Source organism: Curtobacterium sp. VKM Ac-2852 (assembly GCF_013205045.1).
GTDB classification, from domain to species: Bacteria; Actinomycetota; Actinomycetes; order Actinomycetales; family Microbacteriaceae; genus Curtobacterium; species Curtobacterium flaccumfaciens.
Window position 1 is genome coordinate 563060 of the sequence record NZ_JABMLI010000002.1, and the last position, 20067, is coordinate 583126.

Here is a 20067-nt window from a genome sequence, read left to right on the forward strand (position 1 = left end):
GTGGGTGACCGAAACCGCAGCTGCACTCGTCGAACGCCTCACCGCCCTCGTGCCGGACTTCCCGAAGCCGGGGGTGCTCTTCCGTGACGTGACGCCGGTGTTCTCCGACGCCGTCGCGTTCGGCCGCGTGTGCGAAGCACTCGCGGCACCGTTCGCGGTCGGAGCCGGGTTCGACGCGGTCGCGGGCATCGAGGCCCGGGGCTTCGCACTGGCCGGGGGCATCGCCGCCCAGCACCAGGTCGGCGTGCTCACGGTGCGCAAGGCGGGCAAGCTCCCCGGCGAGGTCCTCAGCGAGCAGTACGCGCTCGAGTACGGCGAGGCCGAACTCGAACTGCGGCCGGGTCAGCTGCCCGCCGGCACCCGGGTGCTCGTCGTCGACGACGTCCTGGCCACCGGCGGGACCGGCGCCGCCACCATCACGCTGCTCGAGCGCGCCGGGTACCAGGCCATCGGCTTCGCCGCCCTGCTCGAGCTCGACGGCCTGAACGGGCGCGAGCGTCTCGAGCCGCGGCTGCCCGTCGCGACGCTCGGCGCCGTCCCGGCCTGAGCGCGGGCAACCGCCCGGTCGGGCGCCCATCCGTTCTCTCCACAGGCGCATCCCCGGCGTCCGCACGCGAGCACGTCTCGCACTAGTCTTGACGCACCATTTCGATCGAGGAGTCCCATCATCGTGACCGAGTCAGTCGCACCCGCGCCCGCCGAGCTTCCCCAGGCACCCGAGCCCCGGACCGCGACGACGACCACGACCGGCACCGAGCTCTTCGACGGTGAGCGCGGCGTCGTCGCGATCCGCGTCGACGGTGTGCTGAAGGACCTCGCGGCGGACGTGCAGGCCGGCGAGACCGCCGAGGCCGTCACCCTGCAGGAGCAGGACGGGCTCGACATCTTGCGGCACTCGGCAGCCCACGTGCTGGCGCAGGCCGTGCAGCAGATCAACCCGGACGCCAAGCTCGGCATCGGGCCGCCCGTCACCGACGGCTTCTACTACGACTTCGACGTCGCCGAGCCCTTCACCCCCGAAGACCTCAAGGCGATCGAGAAGGGCATGGACCGCATCGTCAAGCAGGCCCAGCGCTTCCGTCGCGTGGTCGTCACCGACGAGCAGGCACGCGAGCTGATGGCGGGGGAGCCCTACAAGCAGGAGCTCATCGGCCTCAAGGGTGCGGCGTCCGACGGCGACTCCGGCGAGAGCGTCGAGGTCGGTGCCGGCGAGCTCACCGTGTACGAGAACGTCGACCCGAAGTCGGGCGAGGTGCTCTGGCAGGACCTCTGCCGGGGCCCGCACGTCCCGCACACCCGCTGGATCGGCAACGCCGCCAAGCTCATGCGCGTCGCTGCCGCGTACTGGCGCGGCTCCGAGAAGAACCCGCAGCTGCAGCGCATCTACGGCACCGCCTGGCCCGACAAGGACCAGCTCAAGGCGTACCTCGTGCGCCTCGAGGAAGCCGCCAAGCGCGACCACCGCAAGCTCGGCGCCGAACTCGACCTGTTCTCGTTCCCCGACGAGATCGGTTCCGGCCTGGCGATCTTCCACCCGAAGGGCGGCATCATCCGCCGCGAGATGGAGGACTACTCGCGCCGTCGGCACGAGGAGAACGGCTACTCGTTCGTCTACACGCCCCACATCACCAAGGGCGACCTGTTCGAGACCTCCGGGCACCTCGGCTGGTACAAGGACGGCATGTTCCCGGCCATGCACATGGACGAGGCCAAGGACGAGGACGGCAACGTCACCCGGCAGGGCGCCGACTACTACCTCAAGCCGATGAACTGCCCGATGCACATCCTGGCGTACCGGTCGCAGCCCCGCTCCTACCGCGACCTGCCGCTCCGGATGTTCGAGTTCGGCACGGTGTACCGCAACGAGAAGTCCGGCGTGATCCACGGGCTGACCCGCGTGCGCGGCATGACCCAGGACGACGCGCACATCTTCACCACGCAGGACAAGATGAAGGAGGAGCTGACCACGACCCTCGAGTTCGTGCTCTCGCTCCTGCGCGACTACGGCCTCGACGACTTCTACCTCGAGCTGTCGACGAAGGACCCGGAGAAGTACGTCGGCGACGACGAGATCTGGGACGTCGCGACGAACACCCTGCGCGAGGTCGCCGAGGAATCCGGCCTCGAGCTGGTGCCGGACCCCGCCGGTGCGGCGTTCTACGGCCCGAAGATCTCGGTGCAGGCCCGCGACGCCATCGGCCGCACGTGGCAGATGTCGACCGTGCAGCTCGACTTCAACCTGCCCGAGCGCTTCGGCATCGACTACACCGCGGCCGACGGCTCGCGCCAGCGTCCGGTGATGATCCACCGCGCGCTGTTCGGCTCGATCGAGCGCTTCTTCGGGGTCCTCACCGAGCACTACGCGGGCGCGTTCCCGGCGTGGCTGTCGCCCGTCCAGGTCGTCGGCATCCCGGTCGCGGCCGAGTACGGCGACTACCTCGACGAGGTCATCGCGAAGCTCCGTGCCCACGGAGTCCGCGCCGAGGTCGACCACTCGGACGACCGCATGCAGAAGAAGATCCGCACGCACACCAAGGCGAAGGTGCCGTTCCAGCTCATCGCCGGTGGCGACGACCGCGACGCCGGTGCCGTCAGCTTCCGCTTCCGCGACGGGCGCCAGGACAACGCAGTGCCCGTCGACGACGCCGTGGACCGCATCCTCACCGCGATCCGCGAGCGCGCGCAGGTCTGATGACACCGTCGGGAGGCCCGGAGCAGGCCGCGGGGACCGGTCACGTCGACGACGTGGCCGGTCCCACCTCGGCCGCGGACACCGAGGGTGCGGACACCGAGGGCGCGGACACCGATCCGCTGGTGATCCGCGACGCGGCCACCGGCGCAGCCGTCCCGGACGCGTTCCAGCGGCTCTGGAACCCGCACCGGATGGCCTACATCGACGCCGGCCGCGAAGGCCGGGGTCGCGGGCACGACGACGACTGCCCGTTCTGCGAAGCCCCGCGGATGTCCGACGAGGACGCCCTGATCGTGGCCCGGGGCGAGCACGCCTACGTGCTGCTCAACCTGTTCCCGTACAACAACGGGCACCTGCTCGTCTGCCCGTACCGTCACGTCCCGCTCTACGACGAGGCCACGCCGGACGAGCTGCGCGAGATCGGCGAGCTGACCCAGACCGCGATGCGGGTCCTGCGTGAGGTGTCGCACTGCGACGGCTTCAACATCGGCATGAACCAGGGCGAGGTCGCCGGTGCCGGCGTGGCCGCACACCTGCACCAGCACATCGTCCCGCGGTGGCAGTCGGACGCGAACTTCTTCCCGATCATCGCCCGGACCAAGTCCATGTCGCAGTTGCTCGGCGAGACCCGTCGACTCGTCGCCGACGGGTGGCCCCGGGCGCACTAGACTGGTCGGCATCATGAGCGACAGCACCAGCACCTCCGGCACCCCTGGCACCTCGATCACCGGCTCCGACCGCGTCAAGCGCGGACTCGCCGAGATGCTCAAGGGCGGCGTGATCATGGACGTCGTCGACGCCGAGCAGGCCCGCATCGCGGAAGAAGCCGGTGCGACCGCCGTCATGGCCCTCGAGCGCGTCCCCGCCGACATCCGTGCGCAGGGCGGCGTCGCCCGCATGTCCGACCCCTCGATGATCGAGGAGATCATCGCCGCGGTGTCGATCCCCGTCATGGCGAAGGCCCGCATCGGCCACTTCGTCGAGGCGCAGGTGCTGCAGGAGCTCGGTGTCGACTACATCGACGAGTCCGAGGTGCTGTCGCCGGCCGACTACGTGAACCACATCGACAAGTGGAAGTTCACCACCCCCTTCGTCTGCGGTGCCACCAACCTGGGCGAGGCGCTCCGTCGCATCACCGAGGGTGCGGCCATGATCCGTTCCAAGGGCGAGGCCGGCACGGGCGACGTGTCCGAGGCCACCAAGCACATCCGCACCATCACCAAGGAGATCGCGGCGCTCCGCAACCTGCGTGACGACGAGCTCTACGTCGCCGCCAAGGAGCTCCAGGCCCCGATCGACGTGGTGCAGGAAGTCGCCCGCACCGGCAAGCTCCCCGTCGTCCTGTTCACCGCCGGTGGTGTCGCCACCCCGGCCGACGCCGCGATGATGATGCAGCTCGGCGCCGACGGCGTCTTCGTCGGGTCCGGCGTCTTCAAGTCCGGCGACCCGGCGGCCCGTGCCGCCGCGATCGTCAAGGCGACGACCTTCCACGACGACCCCCGGGTCATCGCCGAGGTCTCCCGTGGCCTGGGCGAGGCGATGGTCGGCATCAACGTCGCCGACGTCCCCGCACCGCACCGCCTCGCCGAGCGTGGCTGGTAGTCCGACGAGCGGCGCTCGGCCCCGCATCGGGGTCCTGGCGCTGCAGGGTGACTTCCGCGAGCACATCGCCTCGCTGACCGAGCTCGGCGCCGACGTGGTGCCGCTCCGTCGCCCGGAGGAGATCGAGACCCTCGACGGTGTCGTGATCCCCGGGGGCGAGTCCAGCGTGATGGACAAGCTGTCCCGCGCGTTCGGCGTCGCCGATCCTCTCGCCGACGCGATCCGCGGTGGCCTGCCCACCTACGGCACCTGCGCGGGCATGATCATGCTCTCGTCGCGGATCACCGACGGCATCAACGGGCAGCAGACCCTCGACGTGCTCGACACCACCGTGCGCCGCAACGCGTTCGGTGCGCAGAACGACTCGTTCGAGATCGACATCCCGATGCCCGACCTCGGCGCGGCCCCGGTGCACGCGGTGTTCATCCGCGCCCCCGTCGTGGAGCAGCGCGGCGACGACGTCCACGTCCTCGGTGCGCTGCCGGACGGGCAGGTCGTGGCGGTGCAGCAGGGCAACGTCATCGCCAGCGCGTTCCACCCCGAGGTCGCCGGCGAGGACCGCTTCCACCGCCGGTTCCTCGACCTGGTGCGCAGCGCCTGAGGCGCCACCGTCCACCCGCCGTACCGACGGGACGGAAGCCGCGCCGCGCCTCCAGGCCAGTGTTCGGCCCACAGGGCCGCTAAACTAAGCGGGACTTTCCGCAAGACGCAAGGAGAACCGTGTCCGGGCATTCCAAGTGGGCAACGACCAAGCACAAGAAGGCGGTCATCGACCAGCGCCGTGCCAAGTCGTTCGCCAAGCTGATCAAGAACATCGAGGTCGCCGCGAAGATGGGCGGTGCCGACATGTCCGGCAACCCGACCCTGGTCGACGCCGTGCAGAAGGCGAAGAAGACCTCGGTCCCCAACGACAACATCGACCGCGCCGTCAAGCGCGGTGCGGGTCTCACGGGCGAGACCATCGAGTACACGACGATCATGTACGAGGGCTACGGCCCCAACGGCGTCGCGATGCTCATCGAGTGCCTCACGGACAACAAGAACCGTGCCGCGGCCGAGGTCCGGACCGCGATGTCGCGCAACGGCGGCACCATGGCCGATCCGGGCAGCGTCGCCTACAACTTCTCGCGCAAGGGCGTCATCTCGGTCACGAAGACCGACGGCCTCGACGAGGACACCGTGATGACCGCGGTGCTGGACGCCGGTGTCGAGGACGTCATCGACCAGGGCGGTGGCTTCGAGATCATCACCGAGGCGAGCGACCTGGTCGCCGCCCGCACCGCACTGCAGGACGCCGGCATCGACTACGACTCCGCCGACGCCGAGTTCGTCCCCGGCCTCAAGGTCCCGGTCGACGCCGAGACCGCCCGCAAGGTGTTCCGCCTGATCGACGCGCTCGAGGACTCCGACGACGTGCAGAACGTCTACTCGAACTTCGACATCCCCGCGGACGTCCAGGCCGAGCTCGACGAGGACGAGGGCGAGTAGCCGTGCTCCGTGTGCTCGGGGTGGACCCCGGGCTCACCCGGTGCGGCGTCGGCGTCGTCGAGGTCGCACCGAACCGGCGCGCACGACTCGTCCACGTGACGGTCGTGCGCACCCCGCCGGACATGCCGCTCGAACAGCGGCTGCTGCGCATCGCCGACGGCATCGCCGCCGAGATCGACGAACACCACCCCGATGCGGTGGCCGTCGAGCGGGTGTTCGCGCAGGCGAACGTCCGCACCGTGATGGGGACCGCGCAGGCGGCCGGCCTGGCGCTGCACGCCGCGGCCGCCCGCGGCCTGCCCGTCGGGCTGCACACTCCGTCCGAGGTCAAGGCCGCCGTCACCGGCTACGGCAACGCCGACAAGCGTCAGGTGCAGACCATGATCGCGCGCGTGCTCGGGCTCGACGAGGTCCCGAAGCCGGCCGACGCCGCCGACGCGCTCGCGTTGGCCGTGTGCCATGCCTGGAGGCTCGGATCACCTGATGCCGCCGGCTCGCGTGCCACGAACCTCACCCCCGCACAGCGCGCCTGGCGGGACGCGCAGGGCGGCACCGTCGACTCGCCGCTGGCCCGCGCGGCCGCCGCCGCGGCCCGCCCGCAGCGTGGCAGGTCGGCGTCGTCGGTGGGCGGCCCTAGGCTCGGAGCATGATCGCGAGTCTCCGGGGCACCTGCATCGACATCGCCGGCTCGGCCGTGGTGATCGAGGTCGGGGGAGTCGGGTACGCCGTCACCGTGACCCCCGCGCACGCGCTGACGATGCGCCACGGGTCCGAGGTGTTCGTGCGGACCGCCATGATCGTGCGCGAGGACGAGCACCTGCTGTTCGGCTTCGAGTCGACCGACGCGCTGCAGGTGTTCGACCTGCTCCGCGGGGTCTCCGGCGTCGGCCCGAAGTCCGCGATGGGCGTCCTGGCCCACATGGACCCGGCACAGATCGCGAACGCCGTCGCGAACGAGGACGACGGCGCGTTCCGCAAGGTCTCCGGCATCGGCCCGAAGACCGCCAAGCTCATCATCGTCGCGCTCTCCGGCAAGCTCGTGGCCTTCGAGCAGGCTGCCGTGGTCGCCGCCGCACGGGGGACCGCAGTCCACCCCGCCGCGGTCGACGTCGTCTCGGCGCTCATCGGCCTCGGCTGGCGCGAAGACGCGGCGCAGACCGCGGTCGACGACGCCGTCGCCAACGAGCCCGGTGCCGCCGCGATGGGCACCCAGGCCCTGCTCCGCGCCGCCCTCGGTGCGCTCCGACCCGCGGCAGCCGGCCGGTGAGCGGCATCACGTCCGCCGGCGCCGAGTCGCAGGAAGAACTCGCGTTCGAAGGTGCGCTCCGTCCGCGCTCGCTCGACGAGTTCGTCGGGCAGCGCAAGGTGCGGGGGCAGCTCGACCTGCTCCTCAAGGCCGCGGGCATGCAGGAGCGCACGCCCGACCACATCCTGATGGCGGGCCCTCCCGGCCTCGGCAAGACCACGCTCGCGATGATCGTCGCGCACGAGACCGGGCGACCGCTGCGCATGTCGAGCGGCCCGGCGATCCAGCACGCCGGTGACCTCGCCGCCGTGCTGTCGTCCCTGGTCCCGGGCGAGGTGCTGTTCATCGACGAGATCCACCGCATGGCCCGCTCGGCAGAAGAGATGCTCTACCTGGCGATGGAGGACTTCCGCATCGACGTGATGGTGGGCAAGGGCGCCGGTGCCACGAGCATCCCGCTCGACCTCGCGCCGTTCACGCTCGTCGGGGCCACCACCCGGGCCGGCCTGCTGCCGAACCCGCTGCGCGACCGCTTCGGGTTCACCGCCCACCTCGAGTTCTACGAGAAGGACGAGCTCGAGCAGGTCCTGATCCGCGCGGCCCACCTGCTCGAACTCGACATCGACCGGACCGCCCTGCGCGAGATCGCCGGACGCTCCCGAGGCACCCCACGCATCGCGAACCGCCTGCTCCGCCGGGTGCGCGACTACGCCCTCGTGCACCGCACCACCGACGGCATGGCCGCGGTCCAGGGTGCGCTCGACCTGTACGACGTCGACGAACTCGGGCTCGACCGGCTCGACCGCGCCGTCGTCGAGACCATGCTGACCCGGTTCGACGGGGGCCCGGTCGGCCTGAACACCCTCGCCGTCTCCGTCGGCGAGGAATCCGAGACCATCGAGTCGGTCGTCGAACCGTTCCTCGTCCGCGTCGGACTCGTGACCCGCACCCCCCGCGGGCGCATCGCGACACCGCGGGCCTGGCGACACCTCGGCCTCACCCCGGGGCAGGGCGACGGCGGGCAGCCGGGGCTCTTCGACGACCCGGAACCCACCGCCTGACCGCCGATCAGTCGGGTGACATGCCACGGACACCGGCGTGCCCTAGACTGCTACGGCCCGAAACCGAGCAACCAGAGAAGGCAACGCATCATGGGTCAAGAAGTCATCCTCATCGTCATCGTCGTGGCGTTCGCGGCCTTCATGTTCTACAACAGCCGCAAGCGCAAGAAGCAGCAGGCCGAGCTCGTGGACAAGATGGTCCCGGGCGCCAAGGTCATGCTGTCCTTCGGCCTCTACGGCACGCTCCTCTCCGTGAACGAGGAGAAGGTCACCGCTGACGTCGAGATCGCACCGGGGACCGTCGTCACCGTGCACCGTCAGACCTTGTCGCGCGTCGTCGACGACAACGCGTCCGACGTCGAGACCACCACGACCACCGAGGACGAGCCGAAGCCGGTGGCCGAGCTCAACGGTGAGCCGGTCTACGGCGAGCGGGTCGACACCGACCGTGTCGACGAGACCGACGCCACGAAGCGCAAGTCCGACGACTGACGCCCTCGGCCGCCGGGTCGTCTGACCCGGTGGCTTCCCTCTGCCGTCGCACGGTGTGCCGACGGTCCTGAACAGAAAGACGAGACGACCGGTGGCACGATCGACACCCGTCAAGAAGGCGCTGCGCTCGCTCACCTGGTTGGTGATCCTGATGGCGATCCTCGCCGGCGTGAACACCGCCGCGTCGATCCTCGCCGGCTCTTCGAAGGACGACACCGACAAGTGGTACCAGGGCGCGAGCTGGGTGCCGGAGCTGGCTCTGGACCTGCAGGGCGGCACGCAGCTGACCCTCGCGGCGCAGAACACCGAGGGCGACTCCGTCACCTCGCAGCAGCTGCAGCAGGCGGTGAACATCATCCGCCAGCGCATCGACGCCACCGGTGTCTCCGAGTCCGAGATCAACACCCAGGGCGCGAACAACATCGTCGTCTCGATCCCGGGTCGTCCCGACAAGGCCACGATCGACCGCATCGAGGCAGCCGCGAAGCTGACCTTCCGTCCGGTGCTCTTCACCGAGGCCGCGACGAACTCCGCCGTCGGTGACGACGGCAAGGGCACCGCATCGGCCACGCCGTACTCGCCGCCGGCCTCGCTCGCCGCGACCCCGAGCGCGAAGCCGACGAACGCGAGCGACCTGAACTGGGTCACGCCGAAGCTGCAGGACCTGTACACCAACTACAACTGCGCTGCTCCGGACGACGTCACCACGGCGCCCGACGACGAGCCCCTGGTCACCTGTGACCAGGACGGCGCGGGGAAGTACATCCTCGGACCGGTCGAGGTCTCCGGTGCCGACATCAGCAACGCCACCTCGGGTCTCGCCACCGACTCGCAGGGCACGTCGACCGGCCAGTGGGCCGTCAACCTGACGTTCAACGGCGAGGGCTCGAAGGACTTCCGCACCGTCACGAACCGTCTCGTCTCGCTCCAGCAGCCGCAGAACCAGTTCGCGATCGTGCTCGACGGTTCGGTCATCACCGCACCGACGACGAACTCCGCGATCACGAACGGCAAGGCGCAGATCACCGGCTCGTTCACGGCCGAGTCGTCGAAGACCCTGGCGGACCAGCTCAAGTACGGTGCGCTGCCGATCAACTTCCAGGTGCAGTCGAACGAGAACATCTCGGCGACGCTCGGCACCGCACAGCTCATCGGTGGCCTCGTCGCCGGTCTGATCGGGCTGATCCTGGTGATCATCTACTCGGTCATCCAGTACCGGGCCCTGGCGTTCGTCACGGTGCTGTCGCTCGGGATCGCCGCGGTGCTCACCTACCTGGTGATCGCGATCATGTCGTGGCGCGTCGACTACCGCCTGTCCTTGGCGGGTGTGGCGGGTCTGATCGTCGCGATCGGCATCACGGCGGACTCGTTCATCGTCTACTTCGAGCGCATCCGTGACGAACTCCGCGACGGCCGTGCCCTCGAGAGCGCGGTCGAGTCCGGCTGGAAGCGTGCCCTCCGCACGATCCTGGCGTCGGACGCGGTGAACTTCCTCGCCGCCGTCACGCTCTACGTGCTCGCGGTCGCCGACGTCAAGGGCTTCGCGTTCACGCTGCTCCTCACGACCCTGATCGACATCGTGGTGGTCGCGCTCTTCACCCACCCGATGATGCAGCTCATCGCCCGCAGCCGGTTCTTCGGCGAGGGGCACCGGTTCAGTGGTCTCGACCCGGCAGCACTCGGTGCCGTCTACCGAGGGCGCGCCCAGTTCCGCGCACCCGTCGTGGACGGCAAGCGCCAGCGCAGTGCCGGTGAGGCACAGCGCCGACAGACGATCGCGGAGCGGAAGGCCCAGCAGGCCTCCGGCGACAACGGCTCGACGCCGGACGGGAAGGACGACTGATGGCCAGCTTCAGCCAGTTCGGCAGCGACCTCTACACGGGGAAGCGGTCGTACGACATCATCGGGCGCCGGAAGACCTGGTACCTGATCGCCCTCGCGATGATCGTGATCTCACTCGTCACCCCGTGGCTCCGTGGCGGGTACCAGCTCGGCATCGAGTTCACCGGCGGCTCGGAGTTCACGATCTCCGACGTCAAGACGCTCGACCAGAACCTCGCCACCGAGACCGTCGAGGACGTCGTCCCGGAGTCCATTCCGCGCGTCTCGCAGCTCGGCACGCACGGCATCCGCGTGCAGACCGGGCAGCTCACCGACCGGCAGACGACCGAGGTGCAGGACGCCCTGGCGAAGGCCTACGACGTCCCGGAGAGCCAGGTCGCCGCGACCTTCATCGGTGCGACGTGGGGTGCCGACGTGCTCGCGCAGGCCATCCGTGGTCTCGTGATCTTCCTCGCCCTCGCCGCGGTCTTCATGACGCTGTACTTCCGCACCTGGAAGATGTCGCTGTCCGCGATGGCGGCGCTGCTGCACGACCTGCTCATCACGGCCGGCGTGTACGGCATCGTCGGGCTCGAGGTCACTCCCGCGGCGGTCATCGGGTTCCTGACGATCCTCGGGTACTCGCTCTACGACACCGTGGTGGTCTTCGACAAGGTGCGTGAGAACACCGCGCAGGAATCCATTCGGACGTTCAAGCAGTCGGTCAACCTCGCGGTGAACCAGACCCTCGTCCGGTCGATCAACACCTCGGTCGTGGCACTGCTGCCGGTCGCGGCGATCCTCTTCATCGGGTCGTACGTGCTCGGCGCCGGTACCCTGCGCGACATCTCGCTCGCACTGTTCATCGGCATCATCGTCGGCACCTACTCGACGATCTTCATCGCGTCGCCGATGTACGCGCAGCTGCGCGAGAACGAGCCGAAGATCAAGGAGTCCGACGCCAAGAAGACCGCGGCGGCCGAGAAGCGCCGGCGTGAGGTCGACGCGGCAGAGGCGAGCGTCTGATGCCCATCGAGATCCAGGAGATCGACGTCGCCGCGGCGCAGCGCCGCCTCGACGCCGGAGCCCGCCTGTTCGACGTCCGCGAGCAGGGGGAGTGGGACGAGGTCCACGCTCCCCAGGCCACGCTCGTGCCGATGTCGGAGTTCGTGGACCGCTGGCAGGAGATCGACGGCGGCGACCAGCCGGCCATCATCGTCTGCCACTCCGGCGGCCGGTCGTCGCGCATCGTCGCGGCGCTCGAGCAGTCGGGCGTGCCGGCCGTCAACCTCTCCGGCGGCATGCTCGCCTGGGAGCAGGCGGGGGCGCCGGTGCAGCGCGACGCCCAGGGCGAACCGCGTCACGGCCACTGACCGGGGACGCGTAGTCTTGTCGGATCGAGCTCGGATCGAGCTCTCGGACCGAGTCCTGGGAGGCGCATCATGACGGACACCCGCGAAGAGCCGTCCGCGCCGAGCCGCCCGGGTTCCGCTCCACGGCCCTCGAGTCCGATCGGTCCGAACACCACCGGCAACCTCGGTTCCCTCCGCTCGCTGCTGCCGCGCCTGTTCTCGCGCGCCCAGCCGGCCGGCGCGGTGGACACGCTGATCCGCACGGTCCGCTCGCACCACCCCAAGGCCGACGTGACGCTCATCGAGCGTGCGTACTCGGTCGCCGAGCGCGCGCACGACGGGCAGAAGCGCAAGTCCGGTGAGCCGTACATCACGCACCCCGTCGCGGTCGCGCAGATCCTGGCCGACCTCGGCATCGGCACGATCACCATCGCGGCGGCGCTCCTGCACGACACGGTCGAGGACACCGACTACCAGCTCGACCAGCTGCGGGCCGACTTCGGCGACGAGATCGCGATGCTCGTCGACGGCGTCACCAAGCTCGACAAGGTCAAGTACGGCGACAGCGCGCAGGCCGAGACCGTCCGCAAGATGGTCATCGCCATGTCGAAGGACATCCGCGTCCTCGTCATCAAGCTCGCCGACCGCCTGCACAACGCCCGCACGTGGGGCTTCGTCGAGTCCGCCTCCGCCACGCGCAAGGCGAAGGAGACGCTCGAGATCTACGCGCCGCTCGCGCACCGGCTCGGCATCCAGATGATCAAGCTCGAGCTCGAGGACCTGTCGTTCGCGGTCCTGCACCCGAAGCTCTACGTTGAGATCGACAGCCTGGTCAAGGAACGTCAGCCGAAGCGCGAGCAGTTCGTCCAGAACGTCATCGGGACCCTGAAGAAGGACCTGAAGGCCGCCAAGGTCCGTGGCGACGTCATGGGCCGGCCGAAGCAGTACTACTCGATCTACCAGAAGATGATCGTGCGGGGTCGCGAGTTCGACGAGATCTACGACCTCGTCGGCATCCGCGTGCTCGTGCCGACCGTCCGCGACTGCTACGCCATGCTCGGCTCGGTGCACGCACGGTGGACCCCGCTGCCCGGTCGCTTCAAGGACTACATCGCGACCCCCAAGTTCAACCTGTACCAGTCGCTGCACACCACGGTGCTCGGACCGCAGGGTCGTGCGGTCGAGATCCAGATCCGCACGCACGAGATGCACCAGCGCGCCGAGTTCGGTGTCGCCGCCCACTGGAAGTACAAGCAGCGGGCTGCCGGCCGTGACGCCGGGACCTCGTCGACCACGGACGACCAGGACATGGCGTGGCTCGCCCACATCACCGACTGGCAGGCCGAGACCAGCGACCCGGGCGAGTTCCTCGACTCGCTGCGCTACGAGATCGGCGCCAAGGAGACCTACGTCTTCACGCCGCAGGGCAAGGTCATCGGTCTCCCCGCCGGAGCCACCCCGGTCGACTTCGCCTACGCGGTGCACACCGAGATCGGCCACCGCACGATGGGTGCGAAGGTCAACGGCCGCCTCGTCCCGCTCGAGAGCCAGCTGTCCAGCGGTGACGTCGTCGAGATCTTCACGTCGAAGAACCCCGACTCCGGCCCCTCGCAGGACTGGCTGCAGTTCGTCCGCAGCCCCCGTGCGCGCAACAAGATCAAGCAGTGGTTCACCAAGGAGCGCCGCGAAGAGGCGATCGAGCAGGGTCGAGACGCCATCGCCCGGGCGATGCGCAAGCAGAACCTGCCGCTCCAACGCATCATGAGCCAGGACAGCATCGCCGAGGTCGCCTCGTCGATGCGGTACGAGGACGTCTCCGCCCTGTACGCCGCCATCGGCGAAGGCCACGTGTCGACGCAGTCGGTCATCGAGAAGGTCCTCGGCAACGTCCAGACCGAGACCGAGACGGACGAGCCGGAACTCGCGTTCCCGCGCCAGGTCACCAGTCGGCAGCTGCGCACGAGCGACAGCGGCGTGCTCGTCCGCGGTGCGCCCGACATCCTCGTGAAGCTCGCGAAGTGCTGCACGCCGGTGCCGGGCGACCAGATCGTGGGCTTCATCACCCGTGGCCAGGGCGTCTCCGTGCACCAGTCGTCGTGCACCAACGTGAAGTCCCTCATGAACGAACCCGACCGGATGATCGAGGTCGAGTGGGCGCCGTCGTCGAAGTCGGTGTTCCTGGTGCAGATCCAGATCGAGGCGCTCGATCGGTCGGGCTTGCTCAGCGACGTCACCCGGGTGCTGACCGACCACCACGTGAACATCCTGTCCGCGACGGTGTCGACCTCGTCCGACCGTCTCGCGCTCAGCCGGTTCGTGTTCGAGATGGGCGACACCATCCACCTCGACCGCGTGCTGAACGCGGTGCGACGCATCGACGCCGTCTACGACGTCTACCGCGTCAGCGCGGGCTAGCGGCAGGGCCCCGCGCGGCCCGTCCGTCGACCGGTCGCGGACCGTCGGCTGCGGCCCCGCCAACCGACGGTCCGCGACCACTCGGCGGACGCGAGCGGGGTGTCCCGACCGCCCGCACGCGCCCGACCGGAGGCCCGTGGCAGCCCCGCCCCGCGCCTCCCGCGCCTCCCGCCCGTCGACCGGTCACGACGCGTCGCACGGGCACCGTCGACCGGTCACGAACCGTCGGCCGCGGCCCTGCCTACCGACAGTTCGCGACCACTCGGCGGACGCGAGCGGGGCGTCCTGACCGCCCGCTCGCGCCCGAACGGAGGCCCACGGCAGCCCCGCTCCGCGCCTCCCGCCCGTCGACCGGTCACGACTCGTCGCACGGGCACCGTCGACCGGTCGCTGCCCGTCGGCCGCGGCCCGGCCAACCGACAGTCCGCGACCACTCGGCGGACGCGAGCGGGGTGTCCTGACCACCCCCACGCGCCGGACCGGAGGCCCGCGGCAGCCCCGCCCCGCGCCTCCCGTGCCTCCAGCCCGTCGACCGGTCACGACACGTCGCACGGGCACCGCCGACCGGTCACAAACCGTCAGCCGGGGCCCTGCCAACCGACAGTCCGCGACCACTCGGCGGACGTGAGCGGGGTGTCCTGACCGCTCGGCGAACGCGCCGGCGACGCCCTAGCGGACAGCGCCCGCAGCGCTGCCGGCCGCGTCCGGCAGCTCCGGCAGCCCCCACAACCGCCGCTCGGCCTGCCGCACCATGGGGATCGTCCCGAGCGACCTCAGGCGCGCCTGCACCTCGGCAGCCGTGACCGCCCCGATCGCGAGCAGCCCGTGCACGGCCGTCGCCTCGGCAGCCCCGAACGCACCGGCCGTCGGCCCCGGCGTCCGGAGCAGGTCGACCGCGGTCCGCGCCGGCAGCGTGACCCGCAGCCGCGAGAGCTCGACGGTGTCCGCGACGTCGATCCGGACCTCTCGCAGGCGGACGTCCGGCCCGACGTGCACGCGCACCTGCGGCGGGATGCAGGCCTCGAGCGGCGCCGGCGGCCGGGACACCGCACCCCAGATCCACGCGGCGGTCAGAGTACAGGCGATCAGGCGCGCGTCTCGAAGGACCCATGCGGCAGCCGCGGCGCGCAACCACGGCGTCTGCGGTTCGGCGGGGGAGGCCCAGCAGGGACCGACGGCGACCAGCTCGCCGGCCAGGACCGCCGCACGCAGCTCGGGTTCCGGCCAGTCGTCACTGGTCAGCAGTCGCGGGCGGGGCACCCGCACATCCTGCCCGACCTGCGCGCGCGACCGACAGCCCTGTGGACAAGCCACCGACCGGCCGGGAGGCTCGTGGCGGGCCAGCACCGCGCCTCCAGGCCGTCGCCGGTCACGTCCACGGCGTGGGCCGCGTCGACGACGCGACCAGTCGCGCCCGCGCGCCGGATCGAGCCCGGACGGACGGGACGCGCGCGCTCAGCGCAGGACGTCAGCTCGGTGCACGAGCGCCGCGGCACCGATGAGCGGACCGTCCTGGGACAACCCGGTCGGCACGATCTGCACCTTCGTGACGAACCCGAACTCGACACGCTCCGCCACGGCCTGCCGGGCGTACTCGAACAGGTCCGGCGTGACGTGCGAGAACCCGCCGCCGATGGCGACGATCTCGAGGTCGACCAGGCTCGTGGCGGCGGCGATGGCCTGCCCGAGGGCGCGGCCGCTCCGCTGCACCGCGGCGACGGCGATCTCGTCGCCGGCGGCGTAGGCGGCCGAGAGCTCCTCGCCGGTCGTGCCCGCGAAGCCCTGACGACGTGCCCAGGCCACGGTCTTCGGGCCGCTGGCGATCGCCTCGAGGCAACCGGTGCCCCCGCAGGCGCAGGGGTCGTCGTAGCCGCCGCACTCGACATGGCCGATGTGGCCGGCGTTGCCCGTCGGTCCGCTGACGGTGCGACCGTGCAGGATGAGCCCGCCGCCGACGCCGGTGGAGACGATCATGCCCATGACGTGCTCGTACCCCTGGGCCGCGCCGACCCAGTGCTCGGCGAGGGTGATCGCCAGGCCGTCCATGCGGAGCGTCACCGGGACGTCGTCCGGCACGAGCGCAGCGATCCGGTCGCGCAACGGGTGGCCACGCCAGACCGGCATGTTGAGCGGGGAGACGAGGCCGTGCTCCTCGTCGACGGGCCCGGCGGAACCGACGCCGACACCCACGAGCGTCGCGTCGGCCGGCAGCGCGCCGAGCGCGGCCGTGACGACCTCGTCGACGGCGGCCTGCAGCTCGTCCGAGGTGCGCTGGGGCCCGGTGGGGCTGCGGAACCGGGTCGCCGGCAGCACGACGCCCTGGTCGGTGACGAGCGCGGCCTCGACCTTCGTGCCGCCGAGGTCGACGGCCAGGGCGAGGGCGGGGGACTGAGGTGCGGTGCTGGACATGCGCGCTCCGATGCGGCGGTCTGGAGGCACGGTGCGGGTCGCCGACGCGTCGTCGCGTCCGGTGGGCACCGGCCTGGTCGTGGTGGGTCGTGCTGGGCGCGTGGGCTCAGCCCGGTGGGCTCAGCCAGGTCGGCTCAGCCCGTGGGTTCAGTAGGACGTCGTGTCGTCGCCGAGCGCCGAGGCGGCACCCGTCTCCGCGCGGTGCGCGACCTCGTCGAGGATGCGGGCCGAGGCGCTCGTGCCGATGCGGTTCGCGCCAGCCTCGACCATCTCGAGCAGGGTGTCGAGCCCGCGGACGCCGCCGGAGGCCTTCACGCCGGTGTCGGCACCGACCGTGCGGCGCATGAGGGCGATGTGCTCGGCCGTCGCGCCGCCGCCGGCGAACCCGGTAGAGGTCTTCACGAAGGCCGCGCCGGCGGTCTGTGCCGCACGCGAGGCCGCGACGATCTCGTCGTCGGTCAGGAACGCGGTCTCGAGGATCACCTTGACGACGGTGTCGCCGGCGGCGTCGACGACCGCGCGGACGTCCTGCTCGACGCGCTCCCAGTCACCCGACTTCGCGGCGCCGATGTTCTGCACCATGTCGAGCTCGAACGCACCGTCGGCCAGGGCCTGCAGCGACTCGGCGACCTTCGCCGCGGTGGACGTGGTGCCGTGCGGGAAGCCGATCACGGTGCCGACGCCGACACCGGTGCCCGTGAGGCGCTCGACGGCGTGGGCGACGTCGCTCGGACGGACGCAGACGCTGAAGACGCGGTGGGCGGCGGCTTCGTCGAGCTGGGCGTCGACGTCCGCGCGGGTGAGTTCGGGCTTCAGGATCGCGTGGTCGATGAGGCCGCGGACGGCATCGACGGTGACGGGGAAGGCTGCGTTGTCCACCCGGCAAGCCTACCCGTCAGGCGTGCCGCGTAGCGTGCAGGGCATGCAGGTCCTCGTCACCGGCGCCACCGGGTACATCGGTGGTCGTCTCGTCCCTCGTCTCCTCGAAGCCGGCCACTCCGTCCGGGTGTTCGTGCGCAACCCCCGGAAGCTCCAGGACGTCCCGTGGAGCAGTGAGGTCGACGTCGCGGAGGGCGATCTCCAGGACGCCGAGGCGGTGCGCGCCGCCGTCGACGGGATCGAGGCGGTCTACTACCTGGCCCACGCGATGGGGGCCGACGGCGACTTCGAGTCGGCCGAGCGCGAGGCCGCGGAGACCATGGCGCGCGAGGCGAAGGCGGCCGGGGTCAGCCGGTTCGTCTACCTGGGCGGGCTGCACCCGGACGGCGAGCTGTCGAAGCACCTCCGCAGCCGCAAGGAGGTGGGGGAGATCCTCCTCGGCTCGGGCGTGCCGACGGTGGCGTACCAGGCCGGGGTCGTGATCGGCTCGGGCAGCACCTCGTTCGAGATGATCCGGCACCTGACCGACGTCCTGCCGTGGATGCCCGCGCCGCGCTGGGTCCGCAACCACATCCAGCCGATCGCGGTCCGCGACGTCCTGTACTACCTGGTGGCCGCGCTCGACGTCCCCGCCGACGTCAACCGCACCTTCGACATCGGCGGCCCCGACGTCCTGCGGTACGGCCAGATGCTGAACGGCTACGCGGTCGAGGCGAAGCTGCCCCAGCGCCCGATCACGGTCCTGCCGGTGCTCACCCCGCGCCTCGCCGCACACTGGTTCAACGCCGTCACCCCGATCCCGCGCAAGCTCGCGACGCCGATCATCGAGTCGCTGCAGTTCGAGTGCGTGCAGCGCGAGCACGACATCGACGACGTCGTGCCGCAGCCCGAGGGCGGGCTCACCTCGTACCGTCGGGCCGTCCGCCTCGCGCTGAACAAGATGCGCAGCGGTCAGGTCCAGACGAGCTGGCGGAGCGCGACGCTCTCGAGCGCCTCGGCCGACCCGATGCCGAACGACCCCGACTGGGCCGGGCACACCGTCTACGTCGACGACCGGAAGCGGCACTCCAGTGCCTCCGCCGAGGACGTCTGGCGTGTCGTCGAGTCGATCGGCGGGGACAACGGCTGGTACTCGTTCCCGCTCGCCTGGGTCGCCCGCGGCTGGATGGACAAGATCGCCGGCGGCGTCGGCCTGAACCGCGGGCGTCGTGACCAGCAGCGCCTGGAGCAGGGCGACGCGCTCGACTGGTGGCGCGTCGAACGGCTGGAGCGCGGCCGGTACCTGCGGCTCCGCGCCGAGTTCAAGTCACCCGGTCGTGCGTGGCTCGAGATGACCGTCACACCGAACCCCGACGGCGGCAGCGACTACCACCAGCGGGCGATCTACTTCCCGCAGGGACTCGCCGGCCGGCTGTACTGGTACGGCATCCTGCCGTTCCACGGCATCATCTTCCCCGGTATGGTCGAGCGCATCACCGCCGCCGCCGAGCGGGAGTCCGACCACACCGGGTCCACGCAGCGCAACCGGACGCAGCAGACCGAGACCCCCGAGCCGGCGCACGAGGAGGCAGCATGACCGACGACCGCAGCCCCGTCCTCTTCCTGGGGGACAGCATCACCGAACAGGGTGACTGGGACACGTGGCTCCCCGACGAGCACACGCTGAACCAGGGCATCGGCGGCGACACGACCGACGGCGTGCTGACGCGCCTCGACGCCGTCGTCGCCGAGCAGCCCGAGGTGATCGTGCTGCTCATCGGCACGAACGACTTCGGCAACCACCGCGCCAGCGCCGAGCACGTGGTCCGCAACGTCGAGACCATCCTCGTCACGCTCCGCCGCGAGCTGCCGGGCGTACGTCTGCTGCTCGTGTCGATCCTGCCCCGGCAGGCCGAGTACGCCACGAAGATCGAGCAGGCCAACCGGCACCTCCGGCAGTTCGTCGCCACCTGCCACGCGCAGTACCTCGACGCCTGGCCCGCCCTGGCCGACGGCGACCACCTGGACGCGCGCTTCACCGAGGACGGCCTGCACCTGACCGAAGAGGGCTACCGCGCGCTGGTCGGTGAACTGGTGCCGGCGCTCGAGCGCGTCCGCGACCTGCCGCCGATGTCGCGGTCGATCCAGGCGATCGACCTCGACGGTTCCTCGGACTGATGGCCGCACGCAAGGGGCGGCCCCCGGTGGGGTCGTCCCAGCACGGCGTGCCCGCAGGGTCCCCTCGACCCGCACCGGCCGCACCGGCCAGCGGTGCCCGTGCCACGCCGCCCTTCACCCGCCCCGCACTGGCACCGTCGATGATCGCGGCGATCGTGCTGCTGGCCTGCGTCGCCATCGTCGACTCGTCGGGCTTCGTCTTCGCCCGCTGGGGCGTCACGGTGCTCGCGCTGATCGTGCTCGTCTTCAGCGTGCGCGGGAAGGTCTGGTGGGCAGCCCTCCTCATGGCCGCCGTCGCCGTCTGCTGGAACCCGCTCGTCACGGTGCCGATCCCCGGACAGGTGTGGGCGGCCCTGCAGCTGGTCGCCGCCGCGCTCTTCATCGCGGTGGGCATCGTCGTCAAGGTGCCCCGCGAGTCGGACGGACGGTAGGATCGGCAGGTCGGGTACAGGA

The 20067-nt window shown here is 70.7% G+C and carries 20 protein-coding genes; 17 read left to right on the forward strand and 3 right to left on the reverse strand.

What is annotated here, in order from left to right; genetic code table 11:
• The first annotated feature begins 4 nt into the window (after positions 1–4).
• The 14 genes from HQQ79_RS09130 (at position 5) to HQQ79_RS09195 (ending at position 14169) form a co-directional block, all read left to right on the forward strand.
• A complete protein-coding gene (locus HQQ79_RS09130; RefSeq protein ID WP_017887364.1) occupies positions 5–547 on the forward strand; it encodes an adenine phosphoribosyltransferase in 543 nt (180 codons plus the stop codon).
• A 240-nt stretch (positions 548–787) separates the two neighbouring features.
• On the forward strand, positions 788–2692 hold the full coding sequence (gene thrS, locus HQQ79_RS09135) for a threonine--tRNA ligase (protein WP_367948092.1): 1905 nt from the start codon (positions 788–790) through the stop codon (positions 2690–2692).
• The gene (locus tag HQQ79_RS09140) at positions 2692–3360 is read left to right on the forward strand and encodes an HIT domain-containing protein (RefSeq protein ID WP_254066181.1); all 669 of its coding nucleotides are present in this window, start codon (positions 2692–2694) and stop codon (positions 3358–3360) included. Before thrS ends, HQQ79_RS09140 begins: the two co-directional genes overlap by 1 nt.
• A 13-nt stretch (positions 3361–3373) precedes the next feature.
• Positions 3374–4294 carry a pyridoxal 5'-phosphate synthase lyase subunit PdxS gene (pdxS, locus tag HQQ79_RS09145; RefSeq protein WP_173033853.1) on the forward strand — a complete coding sequence of 307 codons (921 nt, stop codon included), beginning with the start codon at positions 3374–3376 and terminating at the stop codon, positions 4292–4294.
• Positions 4284–4895 carry a pyridoxal 5'-phosphate synthase glutaminase subunit PdxT gene (gene pdxT, locus HQQ79_RS09150; RefSeq protein ID WP_173033855.1) on the forward strand — a complete coding sequence of 204 codons (612 nt, stop codon included), beginning with the start codon at positions 4284–4286 and terminating at the stop codon, positions 4893–4895. The genes pdxS and pdxT overlap by 11 nt, the downstream gene beginning before the upstream one ends.
• Before the next feature lie 119 nt (positions 4896–5014).
• Positions 5015–5782, forward strand: a complete 768-nt coding sequence (locus HQQ79_RS09155) for a YebC/PmpR family DNA-binding transcriptional regulator (RefSeq protein ID WP_017887357.1) — start codon at positions 5015–5017, stop codon at positions 5780–5782.
• A 2-nt stretch (positions 5783–5784) separates the two neighbouring features.
• Entirely contained in the window at positions 5785–6432 is a 648-nt protein-coding gene (gene ruvC / locus HQQ79_RS09160; protein ID WP_173033857.1) for a crossover junction endodeoxyribonuclease RuvC, read from the forward strand.
• Entirely contained in the window at positions 6429–7049 is a 621-nt protein-coding gene (gene ruvA / locus HQQ79_RS09165) for a Holliday junction branch migration protein RuvA (RefSeq protein WP_027465602.1), read from the forward strand. The genes ruvC and ruvA overlap by 4 nt, the downstream gene beginning before the upstream one ends.
• The gene (ruvB, locus tag HQQ79_RS09170) at positions 7046–8089 is read left to right on the forward strand and encodes a Holliday junction branch migration DNA helicase RuvB (RefSeq protein ID WP_027465603.1); all 1044 of its coding nucleotides are present in this window, start codon (positions 7046–7048) and stop codon (positions 8087–8089) included. The genes ruvA and ruvB overlap by 4 nt, the downstream gene beginning before the upstream one ends.
• Before the next feature lie 90 nt (positions 8090–8179).
• A complete protein-coding gene (yajC, locus tag HQQ79_RS09175) occupies positions 8180–8581 on the forward strand; it encodes a preprotein translocase subunit YajC (protein WP_111024399.1) in 402 nt (133 codons plus the stop codon).
• Between the two features lie 91 nt (positions 8582–8672).
• Positions 8673–10424: a protein translocase subunit SecD gene (gene secD / locus HQQ79_RS09180; RefSeq protein ID WP_110860016.1), complete on the forward strand. Its 1752-nt coding sequence runs from the start codon at positions 8673–8675 to the stop codon at positions 10422–10424.
• On the forward strand, positions 10424–11428 hold the full coding sequence (gene secF, locus HQQ79_RS09185) for a protein translocase subunit SecF (protein WP_138803340.1): 1005 nt from the start codon (positions 10424–10426) through the stop codon (positions 11426–11428). The genes secD and secF overlap by 1 nt, the downstream gene beginning before the upstream one ends.
• Entirely contained in the window at positions 11428–11775 is a 348-nt protein-coding gene (locus HQQ79_RS09190; RefSeq protein WP_173033859.1) for a rhodanese-like domain-containing protein, read from the forward strand. The genes secF and HQQ79_RS09190 overlap by 1 nt, the downstream gene beginning before the upstream one ends.
• A 69-nt stretch (positions 11776–11844) precedes the next feature.
• Positions 11845–14169, forward strand: a complete 2325-nt coding sequence (locus HQQ79_RS09195) for a bifunctional (p)ppGpp synthetase/guanosine-3',5'-bis(diphosphate) 3'-pyrophosphohydrolase (protein ID WP_231495664.1) — start codon at positions 11845–11847, stop codon at positions 14167–14169.
• 669 nt (positions 14170–14838) lie between these two features.
• Here HQQ79_RS09195 and HQQ79_RS09200 read toward each other — a convergent pair.
• The 3 genes from HQQ79_RS09200 to deoC all read right to left on the reverse strand — a co-directional run bounded on the left by HQQ79_RS09200 (position 14839) and on the right by deoC (position 17457).
• Positions 14839–15429, reverse strand: a complete 591-nt coding sequence (locus HQQ79_RS09200; RefSeq protein WP_173033861.1) for a hypothetical protein — start codon at positions 15427–15429, stop codon at positions 14839–14841.
• Positions 15430–15624: 195 nt separating this feature from the next.
• A complete protein-coding gene (locus HQQ79_RS09205; protein ID WP_110860105.1) occupies positions 15625–16578 on the reverse strand; it encodes an ROK family protein in 954 nt (317 codons plus the stop codon).
• A 147-nt stretch (positions 16579–16725) separates the two neighbouring features.
• Positions 16726–17457 (reverse strand): deoxyribose-phosphate aldolase, encoded by a 732-nt coding sequence (gene deoC / locus HQQ79_RS09210; RefSeq protein ID WP_173033863.1) that lies wholly within the window; start codon positions 17455–17457, stop codon positions 16726–16728.
• Between the two features lie 43 nt (positions 17458–17500).
• On the opposite strand from deoC, the gene HQQ79_RS09215 reads away from it, so the two are divergent.
• Genes HQQ79_RS09215 through HQQ79_RS09225 form a run of 3 tightly spaced genes read left to right on the forward strand, consistent with a single transcriptional unit; the run spans position 17501 to position 20045 of the window.
• Positions 17501–19033 carry an SDR family oxidoreductase gene (locus tag HQQ79_RS09215; protein WP_035808300.1) on the forward strand — a complete coding sequence of 511 codons (1533 nt, stop codon included), beginning with the start codon at positions 17501–17503 and terminating at the stop codon, positions 19031–19033.
• Entirely contained in the window at positions 19030–19614 is a 585-nt protein-coding gene (locus tag HQQ79_RS09220) for a GDSL-type esterase/lipase family protein (RefSeq protein ID WP_071244688.1), read from the forward strand. Before HQQ79_RS09215 ends, HQQ79_RS09220 begins: the two co-directional genes overlap by 4 nt.
• Positions 19614–20045, forward strand: a complete 432-nt coding sequence (locus tag HQQ79_RS09225; protein ID WP_173033864.1) for a DUF6804 family protein — start codon at positions 19614–19616, stop codon at positions 20043–20045. The genes HQQ79_RS09220 and HQQ79_RS09225 overlap by 1 nt, the downstream gene beginning before the upstream one ends.
• Positions 20046–20067: the final 22 nt, after the last annotated feature.

Excerpts from the sequence above, each read along its gene's own strand:
- HQQ79_RS09140 (WP_254066181.1), top strand. The coding sequence starts at position 2,692 with ATGACACCGTCGGGAGGCCCGGAGCAGGCCGCGGGGACCGGTCACGTC.
- pdxS (WP_173033853.1), top strand. The coding sequence starts at position 3,374 with ATGAGCGACAGCACCAGCACCTCCGGCACCCCTGGCACCTCGATCACC.
- ruvA (WP_027465602.1), top strand. The coding sequence starts at position 6,429 with ATGATCGCGAGTCTCCGGGGCACCTGCATCGACATCGCCGGCTCGGCC.
- yajC (WP_111024399.1), top strand. The coding sequence starts at position 8,180 with ATGGGTCAAGAAGTCATCCTCATCGTCATCGTCGTGGCGTTCGCGGCC.
- secF (WP_138803340.1), top strand. The coding sequence starts at position 10,424 with ATGGCCAGCTTCAGCCAGTTCGGCAGCGACCTCTACACGGGGAAGCGG.
- HQQ79_RS09190 (WP_173033859.1), top strand. The coding sequence starts at position 11,428 with ATGCCCATCGAGATCCAGGAGATCGACGTCGCCGCGGCGCAGCGCCGC.
- HQQ79_RS09195 (WP_231495664.1), top strand. The coding sequence starts at position 11,845 with ATGACGGACACCCGCGAAGAGCCGTCCGCGCCGAGCCGCCCGGGTTCC.
- HQQ79_RS09205 (WP_110860105.1), bottom strand. The coding sequence starts at position 16,578 with ATGTCCAGCACCGCACCTCAGTCCCCCGCCCTCGCCCTGGCCGTCGAC.
- HQQ79_RS09215 (WP_035808300.1), top strand. The coding sequence starts at position 17,501 with ATGCAGGTCCTCGTCACCGGCGCCACCGGGTACATCGGTGGTCGTCTC.
- HQQ79_RS09220 (WP_071244688.1), top strand. The coding sequence starts at position 19,030 with ATGACCGACGACCGCAGCCCCGTCCTCTTCCTGGGGGACAGCATCACC.
- HQQ79_RS09225 (WP_173033864.1), top strand. The coding sequence starts at position 19,614 with ATGGCCGCACGCAAGGGGCGGCCCCCGGTGGGGTCGTCCCAGCACGGC.